Origin of the sequence: Superficieibacter sp. BNK-5 (assembly GCF_047456055.1) — a bacterium.
GTDB lineage: Bacteria > Pseudomonadota > Gammaproteobacteria > Enterobacterales > Enterobacteriaceae > Superficieibacter.
The window spans coordinates 3,275,799-3,295,059 of the sequence record NZ_CP179893.1 but is presented as its reverse complement, the minus strand read 5'-3'; the positions used below and the strand labels follow the sequence as shown (position 1 = coordinate 3,295,059).

General features: G+C 52.5%; 15 protein-coding genes and 1 tRNA gene. 6 read left to right on the top strand and 10 right to left on the bottom strand.

Annotated elements, in window-relative coordinates:
- Positions 1-567: 567 nt before the first annotated feature.
- Positions 568-918, bottom strand: coding sequence for a hypothetical protein (locus ACMGGS_RS15685; protein ID WP_414163390.1), 351 nt, complete (start codon positions 916-918; stop codon positions 568-570).
- Positions 919-1,862: 944 nt separating this feature from the next.
- Between ACMGGS_RS15685 and ACMGGS_RS15680 the strand changes: the two genes are divergently transcribed.
- Positions 1,863-1,950 (top strand) — tRNA-Ser (locus ACMGGS_RS15680).
- 267 nt (positions 1,951-2,217) lie between these two features.
- On the opposite strand, the gene ACMGGS_RS15675 is transcribed toward ACMGGS_RS15680, so the two are convergent.
- On the bottom strand, positions 2,218-3,234 hold the full coding sequence (locus ACMGGS_RS15675; RefSeq protein WP_414163389.1) for an NADP-dependent oxidoreductase: 1,017 nt from the start codon (positions 3,232-3,234) through the stop codon (positions 2,218-2,220).
- Between the two features lie 90 nt (positions 3,235-3,324).
- Between ACMGGS_RS15675 and ACMGGS_RS15670 the strand changes: the two genes are divergently transcribed.
- Entirely contained in the window at positions 3,325-4,254 is a 930-nt protein-coding gene (locus ACMGGS_RS15670) for a LysR family transcriptional regulator (RefSeq protein WP_414163388.1), read from the top strand.
- A gap of 490 nt (positions 4,255-4,744) precedes the next feature.
- Here ACMGGS_RS15670 and phoH read toward each other — a convergent pair whose 3' ends face one another.
- The 5 genes from phoH to putP all read right to left on the bottom strand — a co-directional run bounded on the left by phoH (position 4,745) and on the right by putP (position 11,057).
- Entirely contained in the window at positions 4,745-5,533 is a 789-nt protein-coding gene (gene phoH, locus ACMGGS_RS15665) for a phosphate starvation-inducible protein PhoH (RefSeq protein WP_176920739.1), read from the bottom strand.
- Positions 5,534-6,033: 500 nt separating this feature from the next.
- A complete protein-coding gene (gene efeB, locus ACMGGS_RS15660; protein WP_414163387.1) occupies positions 6,034-7,317 on the bottom strand; it encodes an iron uptake transporter deferrochelatase/peroxidase subunit in 1,284 nt (427 codons plus the stop codon).
- Between the two features lie 5 nt (positions 7,318-7,322).
- Positions 7,323-8,450, bottom strand: a complete 1,128-nt coding sequence (efeO, locus tag ACMGGS_RS15655) for an iron uptake system protein EfeO (RefSeq protein WP_414163386.1) — start codon at positions 8,448-8,450, stop codon at positions 7,323-7,325.
- Between the two features lie 50 nt (positions 8,451-8,500).
- A complete protein-coding gene (efeU, locus tag ACMGGS_RS15650) occupies positions 8,501-9,334 on the bottom strand; it encodes an iron uptake transporter permease EfeU (RefSeq protein WP_414163385.1) in 834 nt (277 codons plus the stop codon).
- A 217-nt stretch (positions 9,335-9,551) separates the two neighbouring features.
- Positions 9,552-11,057, bottom strand: a complete 1,506-nt coding sequence (putP, locus tag ACMGGS_RS15645; protein WP_414163384.1) for a sodium/proline symporter PutP — start codon at positions 11,055-11,057, stop codon at positions 9,552-9,554.
- A gap of 391 nt (positions 11,058-11,448) precedes the next feature.
- Here putP and putA point away from each other — a divergent pair, with 391 nt between their 5' ends.
- Together putA and ACMGGS_RS15635 are read left to right on the top strand one after the other, a co-directional pair.
- Entirely contained in the window at positions 11,449-15,408 is a 3,960-nt protein-coding gene (gene putA, locus ACMGGS_RS15640) for a trifunctional transcriptional regulator/proline dehydrogenase/L-glutamate gamma-semialdehyde dehydrogenase (protein WP_414163383.1), read from the top strand.
- Between the two features lie 187 nt (positions 15,409-15,595).
- Positions 15,596-15,991 (top strand): lysozyme inhibitor LprI family protein, encoded by a 396-nt coding sequence (locus ACMGGS_RS15635; protein WP_414163382.1) that lies wholly within the window; start codon positions 15,596-15,598, stop codon positions 15,989-15,991.
- A 333-nt stretch (positions 15,992-16,324) separates the two neighbouring features.
- Here the strand turns inward: ACMGGS_RS15635 and ACMGGS_RS15630 are convergent, their stop codons facing one another.
- The gene (locus ACMGGS_RS15630) at positions 16,325-16,501 is read right to left on the bottom strand and encodes a general stress protein (protein WP_414163381.1); all 177 of its coding nucleotides are present in this window, start codon (positions 16,499-16,501) and stop codon (positions 16,325-16,327) included.
- Between the two features lie 392 nt (positions 16,502-16,893).
- On the opposite strand from ACMGGS_RS15630, the gene wrbA reads away from it, so the two are divergent.
- On the top strand, positions 16,894-17,490 hold the full coding sequence (gene wrbA / locus ACMGGS_RS15625; protein ID WP_414163380.1) for an NAD(P)H:quinone oxidoreductase: 597 nt from the start codon (positions 16,894-16,896) through the stop codon (positions 17,488-17,490).
- 20 nt (positions 17,491-17,510) lie between these two features.
- Positions 17,511-17,738 (top strand): YccJ family protein, encoded by a 228-nt coding sequence (locus tag ACMGGS_RS15620; protein WP_176920730.1) that lies wholly within the window; start codon positions 17,511-17,513, stop codon positions 17,736-17,738.
- 38 nt (positions 17,739-17,776) lie between these two features.
- Here the strand turns inward: ACMGGS_RS15620 and agp are convergent, their stop codons facing one another.
- Complete coding sequence (agp, locus tag ACMGGS_RS15615) at positions 17,777-19,018, bottom strand: bifunctional glucose-1-phosphatase/inositol phosphatase (protein ID WP_414163379.1); 1,242 nt, start codon at positions 19,016-19,018, stop codon at positions 17,777-17,779.
- Between the two features lie 143 nt (positions 19,019-19,161).
- On the bottom strand, positions 19,162-19,251 hold the full coding sequence (locus tag ACMGGS_RS15610) for a hypothetical protein (RefSeq protein WP_414163378.1): 90 nt from the start codon (positions 19,249-19,251) through the stop codon (positions 19,162-19,164).
- Positions 19,252-19,261: the final 10 nt, after the last annotated feature.

Genomic DNA, 19,261 nt, shown 5'->3' with positions numbered 1-19,261 from the left:
ATTTGCTGTTCGCTTAGCGTTATGGGCCTGAACCCTGAGAGATGTGCTTGCATTTTTAGTTATAAATTTCACAAGGAAATTCCGTCATTCAGGATGAATTATTCGTCTTTATCGCAACTCTCAAGCAAAAGTTTAATGAATGCTAATTAATCCTCAGACAACATTAAGGAAGGAAATAGTTCTGCATCGTCCTTCCTTACATTTTCCTCCTGGTGGCTGAAAGAATCATCTTTATCAGAAGAAGACAAAATAAACCCCAAATCCAAATGTAATCCAAAATAAAACACCAATTATGAAAACCATAATCCAGGCTGCACGTTTTGAAATCATTATTTCGCCATTTTTCATACAAAACCATCCCTCTGAGATCAATAATCTTTTAACACCCTATAAGTAAAAGAAATACCAGGTATAAAGGTCAAGCAGTATAGAACCGTCACTAAAGCTTTTAGCAGCAATCTGTTGTGCTATAGCTCCCCCTCGGTTTACGTTTATTATTTATCTTTTCCGGTAGCTTTTTTCAGCTCAACAATGTCTCTGCTTCCATTCACATGAATGTTTCGGCCATCACGTGATAAGGCATACGTTTACTTTTGCAACTGCTAATTTAGCCTTTAGTTTTTTGATGAAAACCAATTTATTTATTTTTGAATGAGTGAGTTCATATTCAGCCCCAGGTAACAAATCAGACCCACGAATCTTCAGTCTACCCACAATAACCAAAGAATGGCCGCTTTCGTTAACACAAGCGTTAGAGAGGTTGGCGTTATGAATGCTATTATCCCAATGCTCAAGCCTCACTTTCGTAATTTGATCATGATCACTTCCTTTTTTCTCTTTGTAAAATCCTGAAGCATTTGTATTCGCCGTCAGCATTAACGTTATTGAAGTTGCCATCAAGTTTTGATTAAATTTCATGATGCACCCTAAGAGAAAAAATTATAGTTGATATTGATACTTCAACGAAACACAAGCAATGTTGCAACCATCAGTAACCTGACCTTATTAAAAAGGCACCCCAAAATGAGAGTCGTAAAGCATGCTCTGCTTATGTGATAATTTCAAAACTGCTTAGTGAACATTAAATATGGTTATTCATTTTAATTCACCCGCCAGAAGAAAATTAACAAAATCAAATATTCATAATGCACATAGATTAGTTTTAAGCAATTTCCTATGTCAAACATTAAGAATCTCATGGTGTGTAACATTTTATTTAACTAGAGGAGATATAATATAATTACACATAATAACACCAGGAAATCAAAATGATTAGAGAAGTTATTTCCGGCCAGAAAGGACAAAAATACTCTGGGGAGAAAGGCTTTTTTGGCGAAATGTATAACATCTGTTAAAGTCGATCTTTATAAATGTTAAAAATAAAATTCATTCTCATTTGTCACATAACAACACATTGCTGTTCATTTTTTATACAATCATGAAAAGTGGATGGCGTTCGTTTTTTCAGATTCTCGCTCTAAAGAGTAAAACGTTGCAATTGGGTTACTGTTCAGGCACCTCCGGCGTTGTATCTGTAAATATTTTAGTCTCACTGTGCATCTTTTACCGTTAGCGTTGAGTGAGTACCGTAGCGATGCCAGTCATTTACAACAGGAAGTGGTGAACACAGTGCAGGCGCAAGTGCAACGCAGACAGGTTGTTGTCAGCAAACTCAGTAGTCCTGACAAACTTGCATCACTGGACGGTTGAACGTCTGGTGGCGTGATATCTGTGTCACGCCTCAATAATGATTAATGCTTAACCAGACGATTGATAAAGCGTAAAATCTTCTTGACCGTTTTAGCGCGACTCCCTATAGTAGCGCCCCGTTGCCCCCGCAAGGTCTGGCAGCAATACAATATGGTGAGGTGTCCGAGTGGCTGAAGGAGCACGCCTGGAAAGTGTGTATACGGCAACGTATCGGGGGTTCGAATCCCCCCCTCACCGCCATATTTGAAGAAGAGCTCGCACTCACGTGTGGGCTTTTTTTTCGCATATACCTCCGGACCAGGGGGGATGAGAACCCCCGACCGGGGTTCGACAACGGGCGTCAGCCCGTTGGACAGACGACGAGCCTGCGAGGAGGCTGCCCGCAGGGCGAGCGCAGCGAGTCAATCCCCCCCTCACCGCCATATTTGAAGAAAAGCCCGCACTTACGTGTGGGCTTTTTTTCGTCTATATCGCTTATATTTTCTGGATCAGAAGCCAGGTAAAGCATCAGCCATTTATCAGCAAAACTTTCCCCTGAATCCCCCCCTGTGCAGCGCGTTCATGCGCAGCCGCTGCTTTTGCCATTGGCCAGGTGCTATCAATCATAACGCGAAGCGTACCATTTCCAAGTAATCTCCCCGCTTCCGCTAGCTGCTTACCATTGGAGCGCACCTGAGTCGATGTAACCGTAATATTACGTTTAGCGGCTTCATCCTGGCCCGAAAAGCCCAGCGGATTGACCAGGAACATTGCTCCGCCGGGCTTGATGATACGTAGAAAGCGTTCCATATTCGAACCGCCGACAGCATCAATCGTTAAGTCCACTTCTCGTACGACAGTCTCGGCGGCTACTTTGGTATAATCGATAAATTCATTGGCACCCAGTTCTCGCAGGAATGCCTCATGCTTACCGGAAGCCACCGCAATCACCCTTGCGCCCTTCCATTTAGCGATCTGTACCATCAGATGCCCCACGCCACCCGCTGCGCCATTCACCAGTACCGTTCTCCCTTCGAGTGGCACAGCCCTGTGTGGAAACGACTGGAAAGGATTTGGCGCATCATGTTCTGGCTCGATGAGAAACTGCCAGGCTGTCAGTAGCGACATTGGTGCCCCTGCGGCCTGAACATGATTGATACTCTTTGGCTTCAATGCCAGCTCGGAGGCAGGGACACAGACATATTCGGCATAAGTGCCGCTGCCTTTCATCAGATTTTGCGGGAAACGTACCATTGAATATATTTCGTCCCCCATATTCACCCCGGAAACATGATGCCCCTTATCTACGACGACTCCCGATACATCTGTGCCCAGAATCAGTGGAAAGTTAGCATCGGGTCGCCATTCAGGCGGTAGCGTCCGATACCCGTCTCGCAGATACAGATCCGGAGGATTAAGACTTGCTGCCCTGACGTGAACAAGGACTTCATCCGCTTTTACGATTGGCCGGGGTACTTCGGTATAATGCAATACCTCCGGACCACCGAACTCCCACAGCTGTATTGCTTTCATCATCTCTGCCATCGTCATTTCCCTCAAAATTTAGTAAGTGAATTGAGGATATAACCAACGGTTAGTGTTGATAATAGCGTTCAGTTTCGCTTTACTAATGCCATGAAGGAACAAATTGGTTTTGAAAGACTGACCGGATTGATCGCTTTTGCTCGCGCTGGCTCGCTGGGTAGCTACACCGCTGCGGCGCGTTCACTCTCAGTCTCTCCTTCGGCCATCAGCAAAAGTATTCAGCGTCTTGAACGGCAGCTTGGTATTTCTCTCTTTACGCGTACCACGCGATCCCTGACCTTCACTACTGAAGGTCGTGATCTGCATGAACGTGCGCTCAAATTGCTGCGCGATGCTGAGGAAATCGGGCAGATAGCAAAATCTGCTCGTGCTGAACCTGCTGGTACATTACGTATTGCGGCTTCGCTACCAATCGGTCTTTATCTATTAGCGCCAGTGATAACCCAGTTTCGCCAGCGCTACCCTGATGTCACAATTGACCTGAGGCTGAACGACCATATTCTCAGCCTGGTAGAGGACAGTCTCGATGTTGCGGTCAGGATCGGCGATCTCCCGGATTCAGCACTTCTGTCGCGCCGTCTTGCTCCTTATCAACTCTGTTGCTATGCGTCACCAGACTATCTAATCAGAAAATGCGTCCCCTACAAGCCGGATGAGCTGATAAATCACGACACCGTTAACTTACGCTACCAAAGTTCGGGTCAGCTATTTCGCTGGCCGTTTAGCGTCGACGAGAAAGAAATCGATATAACGCCTTCATCCTCTATTGTTGTTGATAGTAGTGAGGCCGTGATAGCGACGGTGGCGGCGGGTGCGGGTATTGGCATGGCGGCAAGTTTTATGGCAGCTCCGTGGATCGAGCGTAAAGTTTTAGTCCCGGTACTGTCAGATTTCGCCGTAGAGCGTCATAACATTACTGTTATCTGGCCCGAAAGCCGCCGGAATAATCCTGCCGTGCGCGCTTTTCTGGATAAGCTGATTGAATGGTATTCTGGTACTTCTTTTTATTATACAGATTAGCTATTCTGTCATTAAACAATATCGGGCCAAAAAGCATTGCAATAAAATCATCAAAGAAATACGCAATATACCATCCAGACAGATAGTCAACGCACTGATGGTCGAACACAACCGATATCAATGGTATGTGCTGTATTTACCTTCAGAGAATACGATTGAACTTGGTGTAAATTTATTCAACGTTGATCTCACTATAGGTAAAAAATTTTATGTTCGAACACTGTCAGAACGTTACATATATTTTGTGCCCTCATTCATACCGGTGTCAATTGATGACTCAACTAATATTATATGTCCTCTCAAAACCTTTTACGAACTCAGTGAGAAAACACAGGAACTGGTCCTCGGTTATATTGACGCTGTGAAGCATGATATTAAAAAACCATGGATTATTAGCCAACCCGGGGCATCATCACCATAGTAAACCTGACTTAAGGAATGCCAAAAATAACAAAGCCCGGTTGCCCGGGCTTTGCACACAGAATCAATATCAATAGTAGGCTTGCAGCGTGCGCTGACAGAGCACGGAGCGCACGCAGTCGTCCGTCGTAAAACGCACCACGCCAATCATCTCATCTTCTTCAAAACGTGCCAGCGCATCGCTTAACCCTGATTTTACGTGCGACGGCAGGTCGCACTGGGTGATATCGCCGTTGACGATGACCGTCACGTTCTCCCCGAGGCGCGTTAAAAACATCTTCATTTGCGCAGCGGTCACGTTCTGAGCCTCGTCGAGAATGACGACCGCATTTTCAAATGTACGTCCGCGCATATAGGCGAACGGCGCGATTTCTACCTTGCCGATTTCCGGGCGCAGGCAGTACTGCATAAAAGAAGCCCCCAGTCGTTTGACCAGCACGTCATAAACCGGGCGGAAATAAGGTGCAAACTTCTCGGAAATATCTCCGGGTAAGAAGCCGAGATCTTCGTCGGCTTGCAGGACCGGACGTGTGACAATGATCCGCTCCACATCCTTATGAATCAGAGCCTCAGCCGCTTTAGCCGCGCTGATCCAGGTTTTACCGCAACCTGCCTCACCGGTAGCAAAAATAAGCTGTTTGGTCTCGATAGCATTCAGGTAGTGCGCCTGAGCTTCATTACGCGCCTCAATCGGTGAGTTATCCCGGCAATCCCGCGCCATACCGATTGATTCTACGCCGCTCATCTGGACAAGCGAGGTGACCGATTCTTCTTCACGCTGTTTATGACTACGCGAATCCCGTCTCAGCACACGTTTCGCTTCACGACGAGCTTTGATCACTGCTTTTTGTCTTCCCATGGATAGCACCTTGAGTTGTTAATTAACATCCACACGCTACGATCGGCGCGATTATGTACAAAAACATCTGAGGTTTGGCTTCCTTGTAAGCCATGACTTGCGTTTTAACGGACGTGAACATACGGCCAACTGCGTCATACGCTCCGTCGGTAAACTCGTTAGCTGCCCTTGAGGGGGAAAATAAGGTGGTAAAGAAGGGGGTGACGAAGGCGCTGCCTCCGCTGATGCAGGGATAGATTATCGATGCTGAATGTCCAGTGCCGGACGCTACCATTCACGATCTCCCGTTGCAGCGACATCCTGTCGTGGTTTCCCGTTCCTATAAGAAGTAAAACAAATCTTTCCAAAATTGCAACATTATCTTTACTTAAAAATAACAAATACGGTTAACTTTTTGTTTGCACAAGCCTCTTATATTTATATTACAGAAATATAACAATAACCGGGAAAGAGGAAAAAATTATGATCTGACGAGCATAACGCCCGTCAGATTGAGAACTTTATGCCTCTAACAACGCCTGTCCAAGGTAGCCATTCGCATTTTGTACGCCTGGCAGAACGAAGAAAAAGCCGCCGCCGATCGGCTTGATGTACTCTTCCAGCGCTTCCCCGTTAAGCCGCTTCTGCACCGTCAGAAAACCCTTTTCCAGATCGTGCTGATAACAGACGAAAAGCAGGCCCATATCCAGCTGACCAGAATGAGTAACGCCGAGCGAGTAACTGTAGCCACGTCGCATCATCAGGCTGGACTGAGTTTGTGGCGTGCGCGGATTTGCCAGGCGGATATGGCTATCCAGCGCAATCACTTCGCCGTCCGGGTCCTGCGCATAATCAGGCGTATCGTGCTCCTTCTGCATGCCCAGCGGCGCGCCTGTGGTTTTGTCGCGGCCAAATATGGTCTGCTGCTCTTTTAACGGCGTGCGGTCCCAGAATTCAACGTGAAACTGAATGATCCGTACCGCCTGGTAGCTGCCGCCCGTGGCCCACGCCGGTTCGCCCTGCTCCGCCGTCACCCAGACCACCTCATCCATTAACGCATTATCCTGACTGTCCGGGTTAGCGGTGCCGTCTTTAAACCCCAGCAGATTAACCGGCGTCTCTTTCCCCTTACTGCGCGCGGCGTGATCGGAAATAAAGCCCTCCCGTTTCCAGCGCACGCTTAATAAATCCGGCGTGTGTTTGATGATATCGCGCAGCGCGTGGATCACCGTGTCCTGAGTATTGGCGCAGATTTGCAACAGCAGATCGCCGTGACATAGCGCGGCGTCCAGCGAGTCATTGGGAAAGCGGGCCATCTTTTGCAGCTTTTTCGGTGCCTGTTTTGCCAGACCGAAACGGTCGTCAAATAGCGACTGGCCCAGCGACAGCGTCATGGTCAGGTTATCCGGCGCGATGAATTTACCGAGGATGCCGGAATCGGTCGGCGGCAGGCGGGGATTGGGTGTCTGCGGCGCGGGGCCTCCCGCGGTCAGAAAGGCAAACCGCCGGGTGAGCAGGCGCAACAGACGTTCCAGTCCGGCTTTGTCGCTCGCCAGCACGTCAAACGCCACCAGCATCATCGCCGCCTGTTGCGGGGTGAGGATGCCTGCCTGATGAGAGCCGTAGAACGGCTGCGTCTCCATTCGCGCATCCGGCGACAGCGTGCCCGGCGCGCTTTGCGGTTTCGCCGCGTGGGCAACCGGACAACCGCCGCCAACAACCAGCGCGCCACCCAGCGCACCGATATGCTTCAGTAAACGACGGCGCGACGGTTCGTCGACGCCGGAGGGATCGTAATCAGACATTGCGCTTAGTCCAGACCCAGGATACCGCGCAGCTGCGCCAAATCTTCCGCCAGCGTGGTGATCGGCCCTTTCAGCGCATTACGGTCGGCATCGGTGAGTTTGTCATAGGTTTCAAACCCCTCTTTGGTACGATATTTAGCAAGGATGGCATCCACTTTTTTGAAGTTAGCATCCACCTTCGCCAGCAGCGCCGCATTCTCTTTTTGCAGTTGCGGACGCAGCAGATCGACAATTTTCTGCGCGCCATCGATATTGGCCTGGAAATCCCACAGGTCGGTATGGCTGTACCGATCTTCTTCGCCGCTGATTTTGCTTGAAGCCACTTCTTCGATCAGGCCAGCCGCACCGCCCACCACTTTTGACGGCGGGAATGCCAGTTCCCCGATGCGTTTCTGGAGATCAACGACATCGGTATAAAGCCCGTCGGCGTAGCGATCCATATCTTTGGTGCTGTTATCACCAAACAGCGCTTTTTCCAGCCGGTGAAAACCGGTGAATTTAGGATCGGCGGCTTTTTGTTCATAGTCGTCTTCACGGGCGTCAATCGCGCCATCAAGATCGGAGAACAGCTCGGCAATCGGCTCGATGCGCTCGTAATGCTGGCGGGTCGGCGCATACAACGCTTTCGCTTTTTCAACATCACCGGCTTTAACCGCATCGGTAAAGTCTTTGGTACCTTTCACCAGCGCCGACGTCTCCGCCGTCACGTAGGCTTTGTACTCTGTGATAGCGCCGCTCAGAGAAAGCAACGCGTTCCCTTTGTCAGCATCCGCCGTGGCCGCCCCCGTCACCGTGAGCTTACCTTTAGGGTTGGTGAGCAGGCCGCAGGTCATATCGTATTCACCCGGCTGGAGGTTGGCGGTCATCTTCTGGGTAAAGCCCGGCGCGATGTTTTCCCGCTCTTCAACCACCATCACGCCCTTCAGGATCTCCCATTCCAGCGCTTTCTGACTATGGTTCTGAATAATAAACTGCGTTTTTCCCGCCTTCACCGTCAGGCTCATCGGCTCGCACTGTTTATCGTTGACGGTCACTTTCACCTGCGGCACATCGGCAGCCTGTACGGCAAAGGCGGAAGTAAACAGCGCTGCGAGGCTGAGTTGCAGGGCACTACGGCTAACGTTGGTGGTCATAGCACATCCTTCAATAAGTATGTTGTAACTAATATAATCATTTTACGCCATTAGGGCGCAGGCGTACTGGACGCCACGGCGGTGCGCGGCGGCCAGATAAACAGCGCCAGCGCCGGAATAAGATAGATAAAATACACCGCCACTTCGCTGACGCTCGGTGCCTCCTGGTAGCCAAAAACGCCTTCCAGCAGCGTGCCGAACAGCGAATGCGTCGACAGCACGTTGCTTAAATCAAACGCCACATCCTGAAACTGATTCCACAGTCCGGCCTCGTGGAAGGCGCGGATAGCGCCCGCCGCCAGCCCCGCCGCAACCAGCAAAATAAACAAACTGGTCCATTTAAAGAACGCGCCGAGGTTAAGGCGAATGCCACCCCAGTACAGCAGGAACCCCAGTACGACGGCGGTGGTTAGCCCCAGCACTGCGCCCAGCGGCGGCCAGATCCCCAGATCCTGCTGAAAGGCCGCCAGCAAGAAAAACACCGACTCCAGCCCTTCCCGCGCGACGGCGAAGAAAACCATCAGGATCAGCGCCCAGCCATGATGGTTGCCATTGTGTAGCGCCTTCTCGACCGCCTGCTCCAGTTGCTGCTTAACGTTGCGGGATACTTTACGCATCCAGAACACCATCCAGGTGAGGATGATGACCGCCACCACTGCGACCAGCCCTTCAAACAGCTCCTGCTCTTTTTGCGGAAACTCGCCGGTGGTTTCGTTGATGAAGATACCAAGCCCGAGGCACAGCGCCGCTGCCAGCACCACACCAACCCACATAACGCCAATCCAGCGTCCCCGCTGGGTTCGCTTCAGATAGCTGGCAATCAGGCTGACAATTAACGCCGCTTCCAGCCCTTCGCGTAACATGATGAGAAATGGAACAAACATCGGCGCGCCCTTATATCAAGTAAGGTCAATAGTTGAAAAGAAACGTAAATAGCAGTGATAGTGATTATCATTACGGAAAGAAGAAAAACAAGCGAAATCTCGTTTAGCGGCGGGAAAAGTTGATGCGTTGGTTAATAATAACTCAGGTTACCAATTCAAAATAAACGACAAAAAAGGCGGGATATGACCCCGCCTTGTCAGTAGGTTTTGAGGAAAATTACTCCGCTAAGCGGGCAGGCGGCGCGCTGTTATAGTGCGCATCCGCTTCAGCAAAGCGCTGCTGCATCGTGGCTGACGGCGCTTTGCCCAGCAGGCTAAATACCACAATGCCGATGCTGCCGAAAATGAAACCGGGAATGATTTCATACAGGCCGAACCAGGCGAACTGTTTCCAGACGATCACCGTCACAGCACCGATGATCATTCCGGCCAGCGCGCCGTTGCGGGTCATACGCGACCACAGCACCGAGAACAGAATGACTGGCCCGAATGCGGCACCGAAGCCCGCCCAGGCGTAGCTCACCAGACCCAGCACGCGGTTTTCCGGGTTAGCCGCCAGCGCGACGGCAACCAGCGCCACCACCAGCACCATCATCCGGCCGACCCATACCAGCTCTTTCTGGCTGGCGCCCTTGCGCAGAAACGCCTTATAGAGGTCTTCAGTAATCGCGCTGGAGCAGACCAGCAGCTGACAGCTTAACGTGGACATCACTGCGGCCAGAATCGCCGACAACAGCACCCCGGCAATCCACGGATTAAACAGGATCTGCGCCAGTTCGATAAACACACGTTCTGCGTTCTGATTCACCGCGCCTGCCAGCGACGGGTTATTGGTAAAGTAAGCGATGCCATAGAAACCGACTGCCACCGCCCCGGCAAGACAGAGGATCATCCACGTCATGCTGATACGGCGGGCGTGAACGATAGTGTGATGAGAATCCGCAGCCATAAAACGCGCCAGAATATGCGGCTGACCAAAATAGCCCAGTCCCCAGCCCATCAGGGATATAATGGCGACCACATCCAGCCCCTTGAGCATATCAACGTTTTCGACGCTTTTTTGCCGGATAACCGCCATTGACTCATCAAAACCGCCAACTGACATGACCACCATCACGGGCGTCAGGATCAGGGCGAAAATCATCAGGCTGGCCTGCACGGTATCGGTCCAGCTGACGGCCAGAAAACCGCCGATGAAGGTATAAATAATTGTCGCCGCCGCGCCCGCCCAGAGTGCGGTTTCGTAGCTCATACCAAAGGTACTTTCAAACAGACGAGCGCCGGCAACGATGCCCGATGCGCAGTAGATAGTGAAGAAAAGCAGGATCACCAGCGCTGAAATAATCCGCAGAAGACGGCTGCCGTCTTCAAAACGCCCGGTGAAATAATCCGGCAATGTCAGCGCATTATTATTTACCTCGGTATGCACACGCAGGCGTCCGGCCACCAGCTTCCAGTTAATCCATGCGCCGAGCGTCAGGCCGATGGCGATCCAGCTTTCCGAGATCCCCGAAATAAAAATCGCGCCTGGCAACCCCATTAACAGCCAGCCGCTCATATCAGATGCGCCGGCGGAGAGCGCCGTGACCAGCGCGCCCATTCGCCGCCCGCCAAGAATGTAATCGCCAAAGTTATTTGTCGAGCGCCAGGCAAAAAAGCCAATCAATATCATGCCAAAAATATAAACAAGGAATGTCACCAGCATTGGGGTGCTCATAGCCATTAACCATCTCCAGAGTGTTTTATCTGTTATTGCGCCACCGGAACGGTGTGGCAATATGCTGTCATCATCAGGCGACCGTATCCTGCCGTAACCTTTTGCTATTCACAAATGGTTTAACACAGCATTCACATCATTTTTCGTTAAGTACAAATATGATTTTCGTTTAGGTTGCACTCGCTCACGTTTTTAGAGGTTGCACCCTGAGAAAGTGTTAACCAACGCAAAAAAATGCTGACAATGATCTTCCCGGAGCCGGCAATAGCAATAACTTTTAATTAACACTCCCCCTATTTTCAGCCTTGCTACCGCCGTCACATTTAACAAGGTTGCACAAAGTTGCAACATGCCCGATAGTCTTTTGCCATAACATACAGAACATCAGGAGTAAGGCATGGGGACGACCACCATGGGGGTCAAACTTGACGACGCCACGCGCGAGCGGATTAAAGCGGCGGCAAGTCGTATTGACCGCACGCCGCACTGGTTTATCAAGCAGGCGATATTTAATTATCTCGAGAGGCTGGAAAGCAACGAGCCTGTTGCCGAGATCCCTGCCCTGTTGAGCAGTACCGCTGAACACGAGGATAACGTCGCGCCGGTTGAAGAAATCCACCAGCCTTTTCTCGATTTTGCCGAGCAGATCCTGCCGCAGTCGGTAAACCGCGCCGCCATCACCGCCGCGTATCGCCGCCCCGAGACCGACGCCGTCCCGATGCTGCTGGAGCAGGCGCGTCTGCCGCAGGCGATTGATGAACAGTCGCACAAGCTGGCATATCAACTGGCGCAATCGCTGCGTCAGCAAAAAAATGCCAGCGGCCGCGCCGGGATGGTGCAAAGTCTGCTCCAGGAGTTTTCCCTCTCTTCGCAGGAAGGCGTGGCGCTGATGTGTCTTGCCGAGGCGCTGCTCCGTATTCCGGATAAAGCCACGCGCGATGCGCTGATCCGCGATAAAATCAGCAACGGCAACTGGCAATCGCATATTGGCCGCAGCCCGTCGCTGTTTGTTAACGCCGCCACCTGGGGGCTGCTATTTACCGGGCGGCTGGTCTCAACCCATAACGAATCTCACCTTTCGCACTCGCTTAACCGCATCATCGGCAAAAGCGGTGAGCCGCTGATCCGTAAAGGCGTGGATATGGCGATGCGTCTGATGGGCGAGCAGTTTGTGACGGGCGAAACCATCTCAGCCGCGCTGGCCAACGCCCGCAAGCTTGAGGAAAAAGGCTTCCGCTACTCCTACGATATGCTGGGCGAAGCGGCACTGACCGCGGCGGATGCTGAAGCTTATATGGTCTCTTACCAGCAGGCGATCCACGCCATCGGCAAAGCCTCCAACGGACGCGGGATTTATGAAGGACCAGGGATCTCCATCAAGCTCTCCGCGCTGCACCCTCGTTATAGCCGCGCCCAGTATGATCGGGTGCAGGAAGAACTGTATCCACGGCTGAAGTCGCTGACGCTATTGGCCCGCCAGTACGATATCGGTATTAACATCGATGCCGAAGAGGCGGATCGTCTGGAAATCTCCCTCGACCTGCTGGAAAAACTCTGTTTCGAGCCGGAGCTGGAAGGCTGGCACGGCATCGGATTCGTAATTCAGGCGTATATGAAGCGTTGCCCGTTCGTCATTGATTTCCTGATTGACCTGGCAACCCGTAGTCGCCGCCGTCTGATGATCCGTCTGGTGAAAGGCGCATACTGGGACAGCGAAATCAAACGCGCACAGATGGAAGGGCTGGAAGGCTATCCCGTTTACACCCGTAAGGTTTATACCGATGTCTCCTACCTCGCCTGCGCCAAAAAACTGCTGGCGGTGCCCAATCTTATTTACCCGCAGTTCGCTACCCATAATGCGCATACGCTGGCGGCGATTTATCACCTTGCCGGACAAAACTACTATCCGGGGCAATATGAGTTCCAGTGCCTGCACGGGATGGGTGAACCGTTGTACGAGCAGGTGGTCGGGAAAGTTGCCGACGGCAAACTGAACCGTCCGTGCCGCATTTATGCGCCGGTGGGCACGCATGAAACGCTGCTGGCCTACCTGGTGCGCCGCCTGCTGGAAAACGGTGCCAACACCTCTTTCGTCAACCGCATCGCCGACGGCACCTTGCCGCTCGACGAACTCGTGGCGAACCCGGTATCAGCGGTCGAGCAACTGGGGGTTAAAGAAGGAGAAATCGGCCTGCCGCACCCTAAAATCCCGCTGCCGCGCGACTTGTACGGCACGGGACGGCTTAACTCTGCCGGGCTGGATTTGTCAAACGAGCACCGTCTGGCGTCGCTCTCCTCGGCGCTGCTGAATAGCGCGGCGCAGAAATGGCTGGCGCTGCCGGTGCTGGCTGAGGCCACAGAAGAAGGTGAAATGACGCCGCTGGTCAACCCTGCCGAACCGGGAGATATCGTCGGCTTTGTCCGCGAAGCCAGCGAGGCAGAAGTCGATCGTGCATTGGTCAGCGCGGTTAACCAGGGACCGATTTGGTTCGCCACGCCGCCGCAGGAGCGTGCGGCGATCCTGCAACGGGCCGCCGTGCTGATGGAAGACCGGATGCAAACGCTGATCGGCATCCTGGTGCGCGAGGCCGGGAAAACCTTTAGCAACGCCATCGCGGAAGTACGCGAGGCGGTCGATTTCCTGCACTACTATGCGGGACAGGTGCGCGATGATTTTGATAACGAAACGCATCGTCCGCTGGGTCCGGTGGTGTGTATCAGCCCATGGAACTTCCCGCTGGCGATCTTCACCGGGCAAATCGCTGCGGCACTGGCTGCGGGTAACAGCGTACTGGCAAAACCGGCCGAGCAAACGCCTCTCATCGCGGCTCAGGGCGTGGCGATCCTGCTGGAAGCGGGTGTTCCGCCCGGCGTCATTCAGTTGCTGCCGGGACGTGGAGAGACCGTGGGTGCAAGACTCACCGCTGACCAACGCGTGCGCGGGGTCATGTTTACCGGATCCACTGACGTTGCCAGCCTGTTGCAGCGTAGTGTTGCCACACGCCTGGACGCTCAGGGCCGTCCGACCCCGCTCATCGCGGAAACGGGTGGGCTAAATGCGATGATTGTTGATTCCTCGGCGCTGACGGAACAGGTGGTCGTCGACGTACTGGCCTCGGCGTTTGACAGCGCCGGGCAGCGCTGCTCGGCGCTGCGCGTGCTGTGTATACAGGAAGACGCCGCCGATCATACGCTAACCATGCTGCGCGGCGCGATGGCGGAATGCCGGATGGGTAATCCGGGACGTCTCAGCACTGATATCGGCCCGGTCATTGATGCCGAAGCGAAGGCGAATATCGAACGCCATATTCAGGAAATGCGCGCGAAAGGACGCACCGTATTCCAGGCCGCACGCGAGGTGGGTGATGACAGCCGCGAGTGGCGAAGCGGCACGTTTATTCCGCCGACACTTATTGAGCTGGACAGCGTGGATGAGATCAAAAAAGAGATCTTTGGCCCGGTACTTCACGTCGTGCGCTACCGCCGTAGCGAATTGCCACAATTACTTGAGCAGATTAATGCCGCGGGCTACGGCCTGACGCTGGGTGTCCACACGCGTATTGATGAGACCATTGCTCAGGTGACCGGCAAAGCGAAGGTCGGCAATTTGTACGTCAACCGCAATATGGTGGGCGCGGTGGTTGGGGTACAACCGTTCGGCGGTGAAGGGTTATCGGGTACCGGACCAAAAGCCGGTGGCCCGCTTTATCTTTATCGCCTGCTGGCCAGCCGTCCGCAGAATGCGCCAGCTATCACCCTCACCCGCCAGGATGGCGAGCGTCCGGTAGATGCACAGTTGAAGCACTTACTGACGCAGCCGCTGACGGCGTTAACGTCATGGGCAGCGGACCGTCCTGCATTACAGGCATTATGCCAGCGTTTTGGCGAGCAGGCCCAGACCGGGACGCAGCGCCTGTTGCCCGGTCCGACCGGGGAGCGCAATAGCTGGACGCTAATGCCGCGTGAAACGGTCGTTTGCCTGGCGGATAATAATGACGATGCGCTGCTCCAACTGGCGGCAGTCCTGGCGACAGGCGGACGCGTTATGTGGCCGGAAGGCGCGCTGCATCGGGACCTCTGGCAGCAACTGCCAGCCCAGGTACAGGCGCGTATCGGGTTTATCAACGCTCAGGCGCTAACTGCAGAAGCATTCGATGCGGTTATCTTCCACGGTGATTCGGATAAACTCCGCGAACTGTGTGGCGATATCGCCGAACGCGAAGGCGCGATCGTGCCGGTGCTTGGTTTTGCCCGTGGCGAGACAGATCTGCCGCTGGAGCGTCTCTATCTTGAGCGATCTCTGAGTATTAACACCGCCGCCGCAGGTGGTAACGCCAGCCTGATGACAATCGGTTAAACACTCGTTACTCTGTAAAGGCTCCTGCTACAGGAGCCTCAGACTGCTGACAAACGTTATACAGTGGAATGATGCCCGGCGGCGCTTTGCTTGCACGGGCCTGGAAAAGTGGCAGATCCAATAATTTGTAGGCTGGGTTAGGTAAAGCTACGACCCGGCAAAACGACACAGATATTTGAGGTCCATAATGAAGCGAATGACGTTACTGATGGCCAGCCTGCTGGTCAGCATTCCCGCTTTTGCCGACAACTGCGACAACGCCTCGACGCAGCTGGAGATGAACCAATGTAGCGCCCAACAGTATCAGGCGGCAGATAAAAAGCTGAACGAGACGTGGAATAGCGCACTGAGCCGCGCCCAGGCACCGCAAAAAGAATTGTTGAAGAAAGCGCAGCAAAAATGGATTGCCTTGCGCGACGCCGACTGTGAGCTGATTGCCTCTGGCACCGAAGGCGGCAGCGTGCAACCGCTGATCCATAACCAGTGTCTGACGGAAAAAACGGAAGAACGTAACGCCTGGCTGGGGTCGATGTTGCAGTGTGAAGAAGGCGATTTAAGCTGTCCGCTGCCGCCTGCAAACTGACTTACCCTTTTCTGGAGCGCAGAAATTAAAATGCCGCCGGGCGAAAACCCGGCGGCTGGGGGAGTGACTTCAGTTACTTACTTGAACGACTTACTTCAGTACTTCAACTTCAGTGATTTACTTGAACTACTTACTTCGGCACTTCAACTTCAGTGACTAACTCGAACTACTTACTTCGGCACTTCAACTTCAGTGACTAACTCGAACTACTTACTTCAGTACTTCAACTTCAGTGACTAACTTCAACTACTTACTTCAGTACTTCAACTTCAGTTACTTACTTCAACTTACTGATACTTCAGTCACTTACTACCACTTCTGAAAAACAGTCAGCTAGCTACTACGACCGCCGCCATGACTGCTTTTACCCCCTTTTTTGCCAGCTTCAGAGGCGCGCTGGGGATCGTTCTTAAAATTCCCGCCGCTCTGCTGACCACCTTTACGGCCTGCTTCTGATGCTCTGTTTCGGTCTTCTGCGAAGTTACCGGAACCACCACGATGGGTTGTCATTACTGACCTCCATTATTGATTAGACATCATACTGCATTTAGTAAAAGAGTATTCTTTCACCTCACGGCAAACTACAAGGATCTTTAACTGCGCCGCGTGAGATTAAGCATAGTGGAATGACGTTTGTTAGCCAGCGGATATTAATATTCTGCAACAGGATCGGCGCTAAAAATGACCGTTTTTCTTGCTCGAAAACATAAGCGTTTATTATGTTTTAAAAAAATAGGGCCGCGGAAAATGTTTCATTTTGCTACGCCTGTTGTTATTTACGCTTATCGTCCCTTTTCTGTACAAAAATCAACCCACAAGGCGGTAAGTTTGCACTTTTAGCATCTCGACATAGAGTTAATGGAGTGCTTAATACAAAACGGCTATAACGAGGAGCGAAAGAAATGGCAAAAATTTTAGTGCTCTATTATTCCATGTATGGACACATCGAAACGATGGCGAACGCAGTTGTGGAAGGGGTAAAGAAAGTCTCCGGCACCGACGTCGTGCTCAAACGGGTCCCGGAAACCATGCCCGCTGAACTGTTTGAAAAATCCGGCGGTAAACAGCAGAGCGCACCTGTCGCCACCCCGCAGGAACTGGCGGACTACGACGCTATCATCTTTGGTACGCCAACCCGCTTCGGCAATATGACCGGACAGATGCGCACCTTTCTTGATCAGACCGGCGGCTTATGGGCCAACGGCAGCCTGCGCGGCAAAATCGCCAGCGTGTTCAGCTCAACCGGCACCGGCGGCGGTCAGGAACAAACTATCACCTCAACATGGACGACGCTTGCTCATCACGGGATGATCATCGTGCCGATTGGCTACGGTGCCCCAGAACTTTTTGACATCTCGCAGGTACGCGGCGGCACGCCTTACGGCGCGACCACAATCGCAGGAGGCGACGGTTCCCGCCAGCCCAGCGAGGAGGAGCTGGCAATCGCTCGCTATCAGGGCGAGTACGTTGCAGGACTGGTAGTAAAACTCAACGGCTAATCTTTCACAGGAGAATATGTATGCCTACTCAAGAAGCTAAAGCTCATCGCGTTGGAGAATGGGCCAGTTTGCGCAATACGTCGCCAGAGATCGCCGAAGCCATCTTTGAGCTGGCCGATTATGACGAAACGCTGGTCGAGAAAATCTGGGAGGAAGGCAACGACGAAGTGCTGATTCGCGCCTTTGAGAAAACCGATAAAGATTCGCTGTTCTGGGGTGAACAGACGATTGAGCGTAAGAACGTGTAATACACAGGCTCCCCTGCATCCACAGGGGAGCAAAAGCGTTATTTCACCGCCTCATTCATTACTTCACTAAATTTATCCATCGGGCAGAAGCCTTCTGCATCAACCGGGCATCCGTTGAGTGCCAGGGTAACGCGCTGTGGCGGCGCTTCCAGGGTTAACTTATCGGCATTTCTGATCTGTTTCGTGCTCTGATACACATACTCAATCTTCATCAAATCACGGTTGCCTTTTTCATCATGCCAGCGCTGGAACACCAGTTTCCCGCCAATCGGCGTGCGTTCGTTCTGATCGTGAAGTTCGTAAGGTTTGAAATCCAGCGCGGTTAACAGCGAACCGATATTAGAGTCGTGACCGACCAGCAGCGTGATCTTCGGCGTTTTATTCGCGTCTTTGACCAGCGCGTTATCGATATATTTCACCAGCGGCGCGGCGACATTACGGGCCACTTCCGGCGAGGTGAACAGACTGTCCTGATAGCCGTTTTTCAGACGCGAGAGCACGCGCCACTGCTCATCAGTTTTGATTTCGCCCCATGCCACCTGATCCATCGGGAAACCTTCGTAGTATTGCAGCGTAAAGGCGTCCACCAGCGAGTTGCCGACTTTCAGCGGTCCGGAGACGCCCGGCTCTTCCTGATATTTCGCGCTGAAGCTGTCTTTCGGTTCCGTCAGAGAGCAGGTCTGCTTCTCTTTACAGGAGGGCGAGTCTTTATAATCGACGATCTTCTCCAGCAACTGATAGCTTTCCGCCAGCTTCATCTGCTGACGCTCTTTATCCATCGCGGTGGTGGCGGTTTTGCTGAAGGCTTCCGAATTATCGGTGATCACCGGGTTAAAGGTCGGGTCCATGGTGCCCATTTTTTCCTGATGATGGACCGGAACATCACAGCCGGGAAACGCGCCGGTAATGAAGAATTGTGCCGTTGCCACCGTGCGTTGCAGGCTGTTTGCATAGGCATAGACCGCATCGGAGGTCGGGCATTCGCCGGAGGTCACCATCCCCTGCTGTGCCAGCCACTCGCGCATATAGTGGCCCATATACACCTCAAGCACGCCGCCCTTGGTCGTTAACTGACCGCCCGGCACATCCCACTCCGGCCATTTTTGCGGCGTTGACTGTTCCAGCACGCTGCCGTTATTGGCAAGCGGGGCGCGCAGGTTGTGGCGACTCATGATCAGCACCTGCTGGAGCTTGTACCCGTCCGGCGTGGTTTGCGCCTGCACGCCGCAGGTCATGACCAGCGAACCCATAATGGTCGCTGCAAGTAGTGTTTTTTTCATTCCTTGCCCCTCAGAGGTTAATCGTTCGTTAATTGTGACAGATTTATGACACACCTCGCGCTCCCGTGGCGCTCGGGTTATTGATTCTGTGACGTTGCGCGTATTCAGGGCAAAAAAAAGGCCGCCATAGCGACCTGTTTCGATTATTTCTTTTCAGGGGTGGGTTTTTTATCACCGGATTCCGGGGCTTCGCGCGGATCGTCTTTTTCGATAGTCAGCATGGTTTTCTCCATTCATTCGTCA

Excerpts from the sequence above, each read along its gene's own strand:
- ACMGGS_RS15670 (WP_414163388.1), top strand. The coding sequence starts at position 3,325 with ATGAAGGAACAAATTGGTTTTGAAAGACTGACCGGATTGATCGCTTTT.
- efeO (WP_414163386.1), bottom strand. The coding sequence starts at position 8,450 with ATGACCACCAACGTTAGCCGTAGTGCCCTGCAACTCAGCCTCGCAGCG.
- phoH (WP_176920739.1), bottom strand. The coding sequence starts at position 5,533 with ATGGGAAGACAAAAAGCAGTGATCAAAGCTCGTCGTGAAGCGAAACGT.
- putA (WP_414163383.1), top strand. The coding sequence starts at position 11,449 with ATGGGGACGACCACCATGGGGGTCAAACTTGACGACGCCACGCGCGAG.
- efeB (WP_414163387.1), bottom strand. The coding sequence starts at position 7,317 with ATGTCTGATTACGATCCCTCCGGCGTCGACGAACCGTCGCGCCGTCGT.
- putP (WP_414163384.1), bottom strand. The coding sequence starts at position 11,057 with ATGGCTATGAGCACCCCAATGCTGGTGACATTCCTTGTTTATATTTTT.
- efeU (WP_414163385.1), bottom strand. The coding sequence starts at position 9,334 with ATGTTTGTTCCATTTCTCATCATGTTACGCGAAGGGCTGGAAGCGGCG.
- agp (WP_414163379.1), bottom strand. The coding sequence starts at position 19,018 with ATGAAAAAAACACTACTTGCAGCGACCATTATGGGTTCGCTGGTCATG.
- ACMGGS_RS15675 (WP_414163389.1), bottom strand. The coding sequence starts at position 3,234 with ATGGCAGAGATGATGAAAGCAATACAGCTGTGGGAGTTCGGTGGTCCG.
- wrbA (WP_414163380.1), top strand. The coding sequence starts at position 16,894 with ATGGCAAAAATTTTAGTGCTCTATTATTCCATGTATGGACACATCGAA.
- ACMGGS_RS15635 (WP_414163382.1), top strand. The coding sequence starts at position 15,596 with ATGAAGCGAATGACGTTACTGATGGCCAGCCTGCTGGTCAGCATTCCC.
- ACMGGS_RS15630 (WP_414163381.1), bottom strand. The coding sequence starts at position 16,501 with ATGACAACCCATCGTGGTGGTTCCGGTAACTTCGCAGAAGACCGAAAC.
- ACMGGS_RS15610 (WP_414163378.1), bottom strand. The coding sequence starts at position 19,251 with ATGGAGAAAACCATGCTGACTATCGAAAAAGACGATCCGCGCGAAGCC.
- ACMGGS_RS15620 (WP_176920730.1), top strand. The coding sequence starts at position 17,511 with ATGCCTACTCAAGAAGCTAAAGCTCATCGCGTTGGAGAATGGGCCAGT.
- ACMGGS_RS15685 (WP_414163390.1), bottom strand. The coding sequence starts at position 918 with ATGAAATTTAATCAAAACTTGATGGCAACTTCAATAACGTTAATGCTG.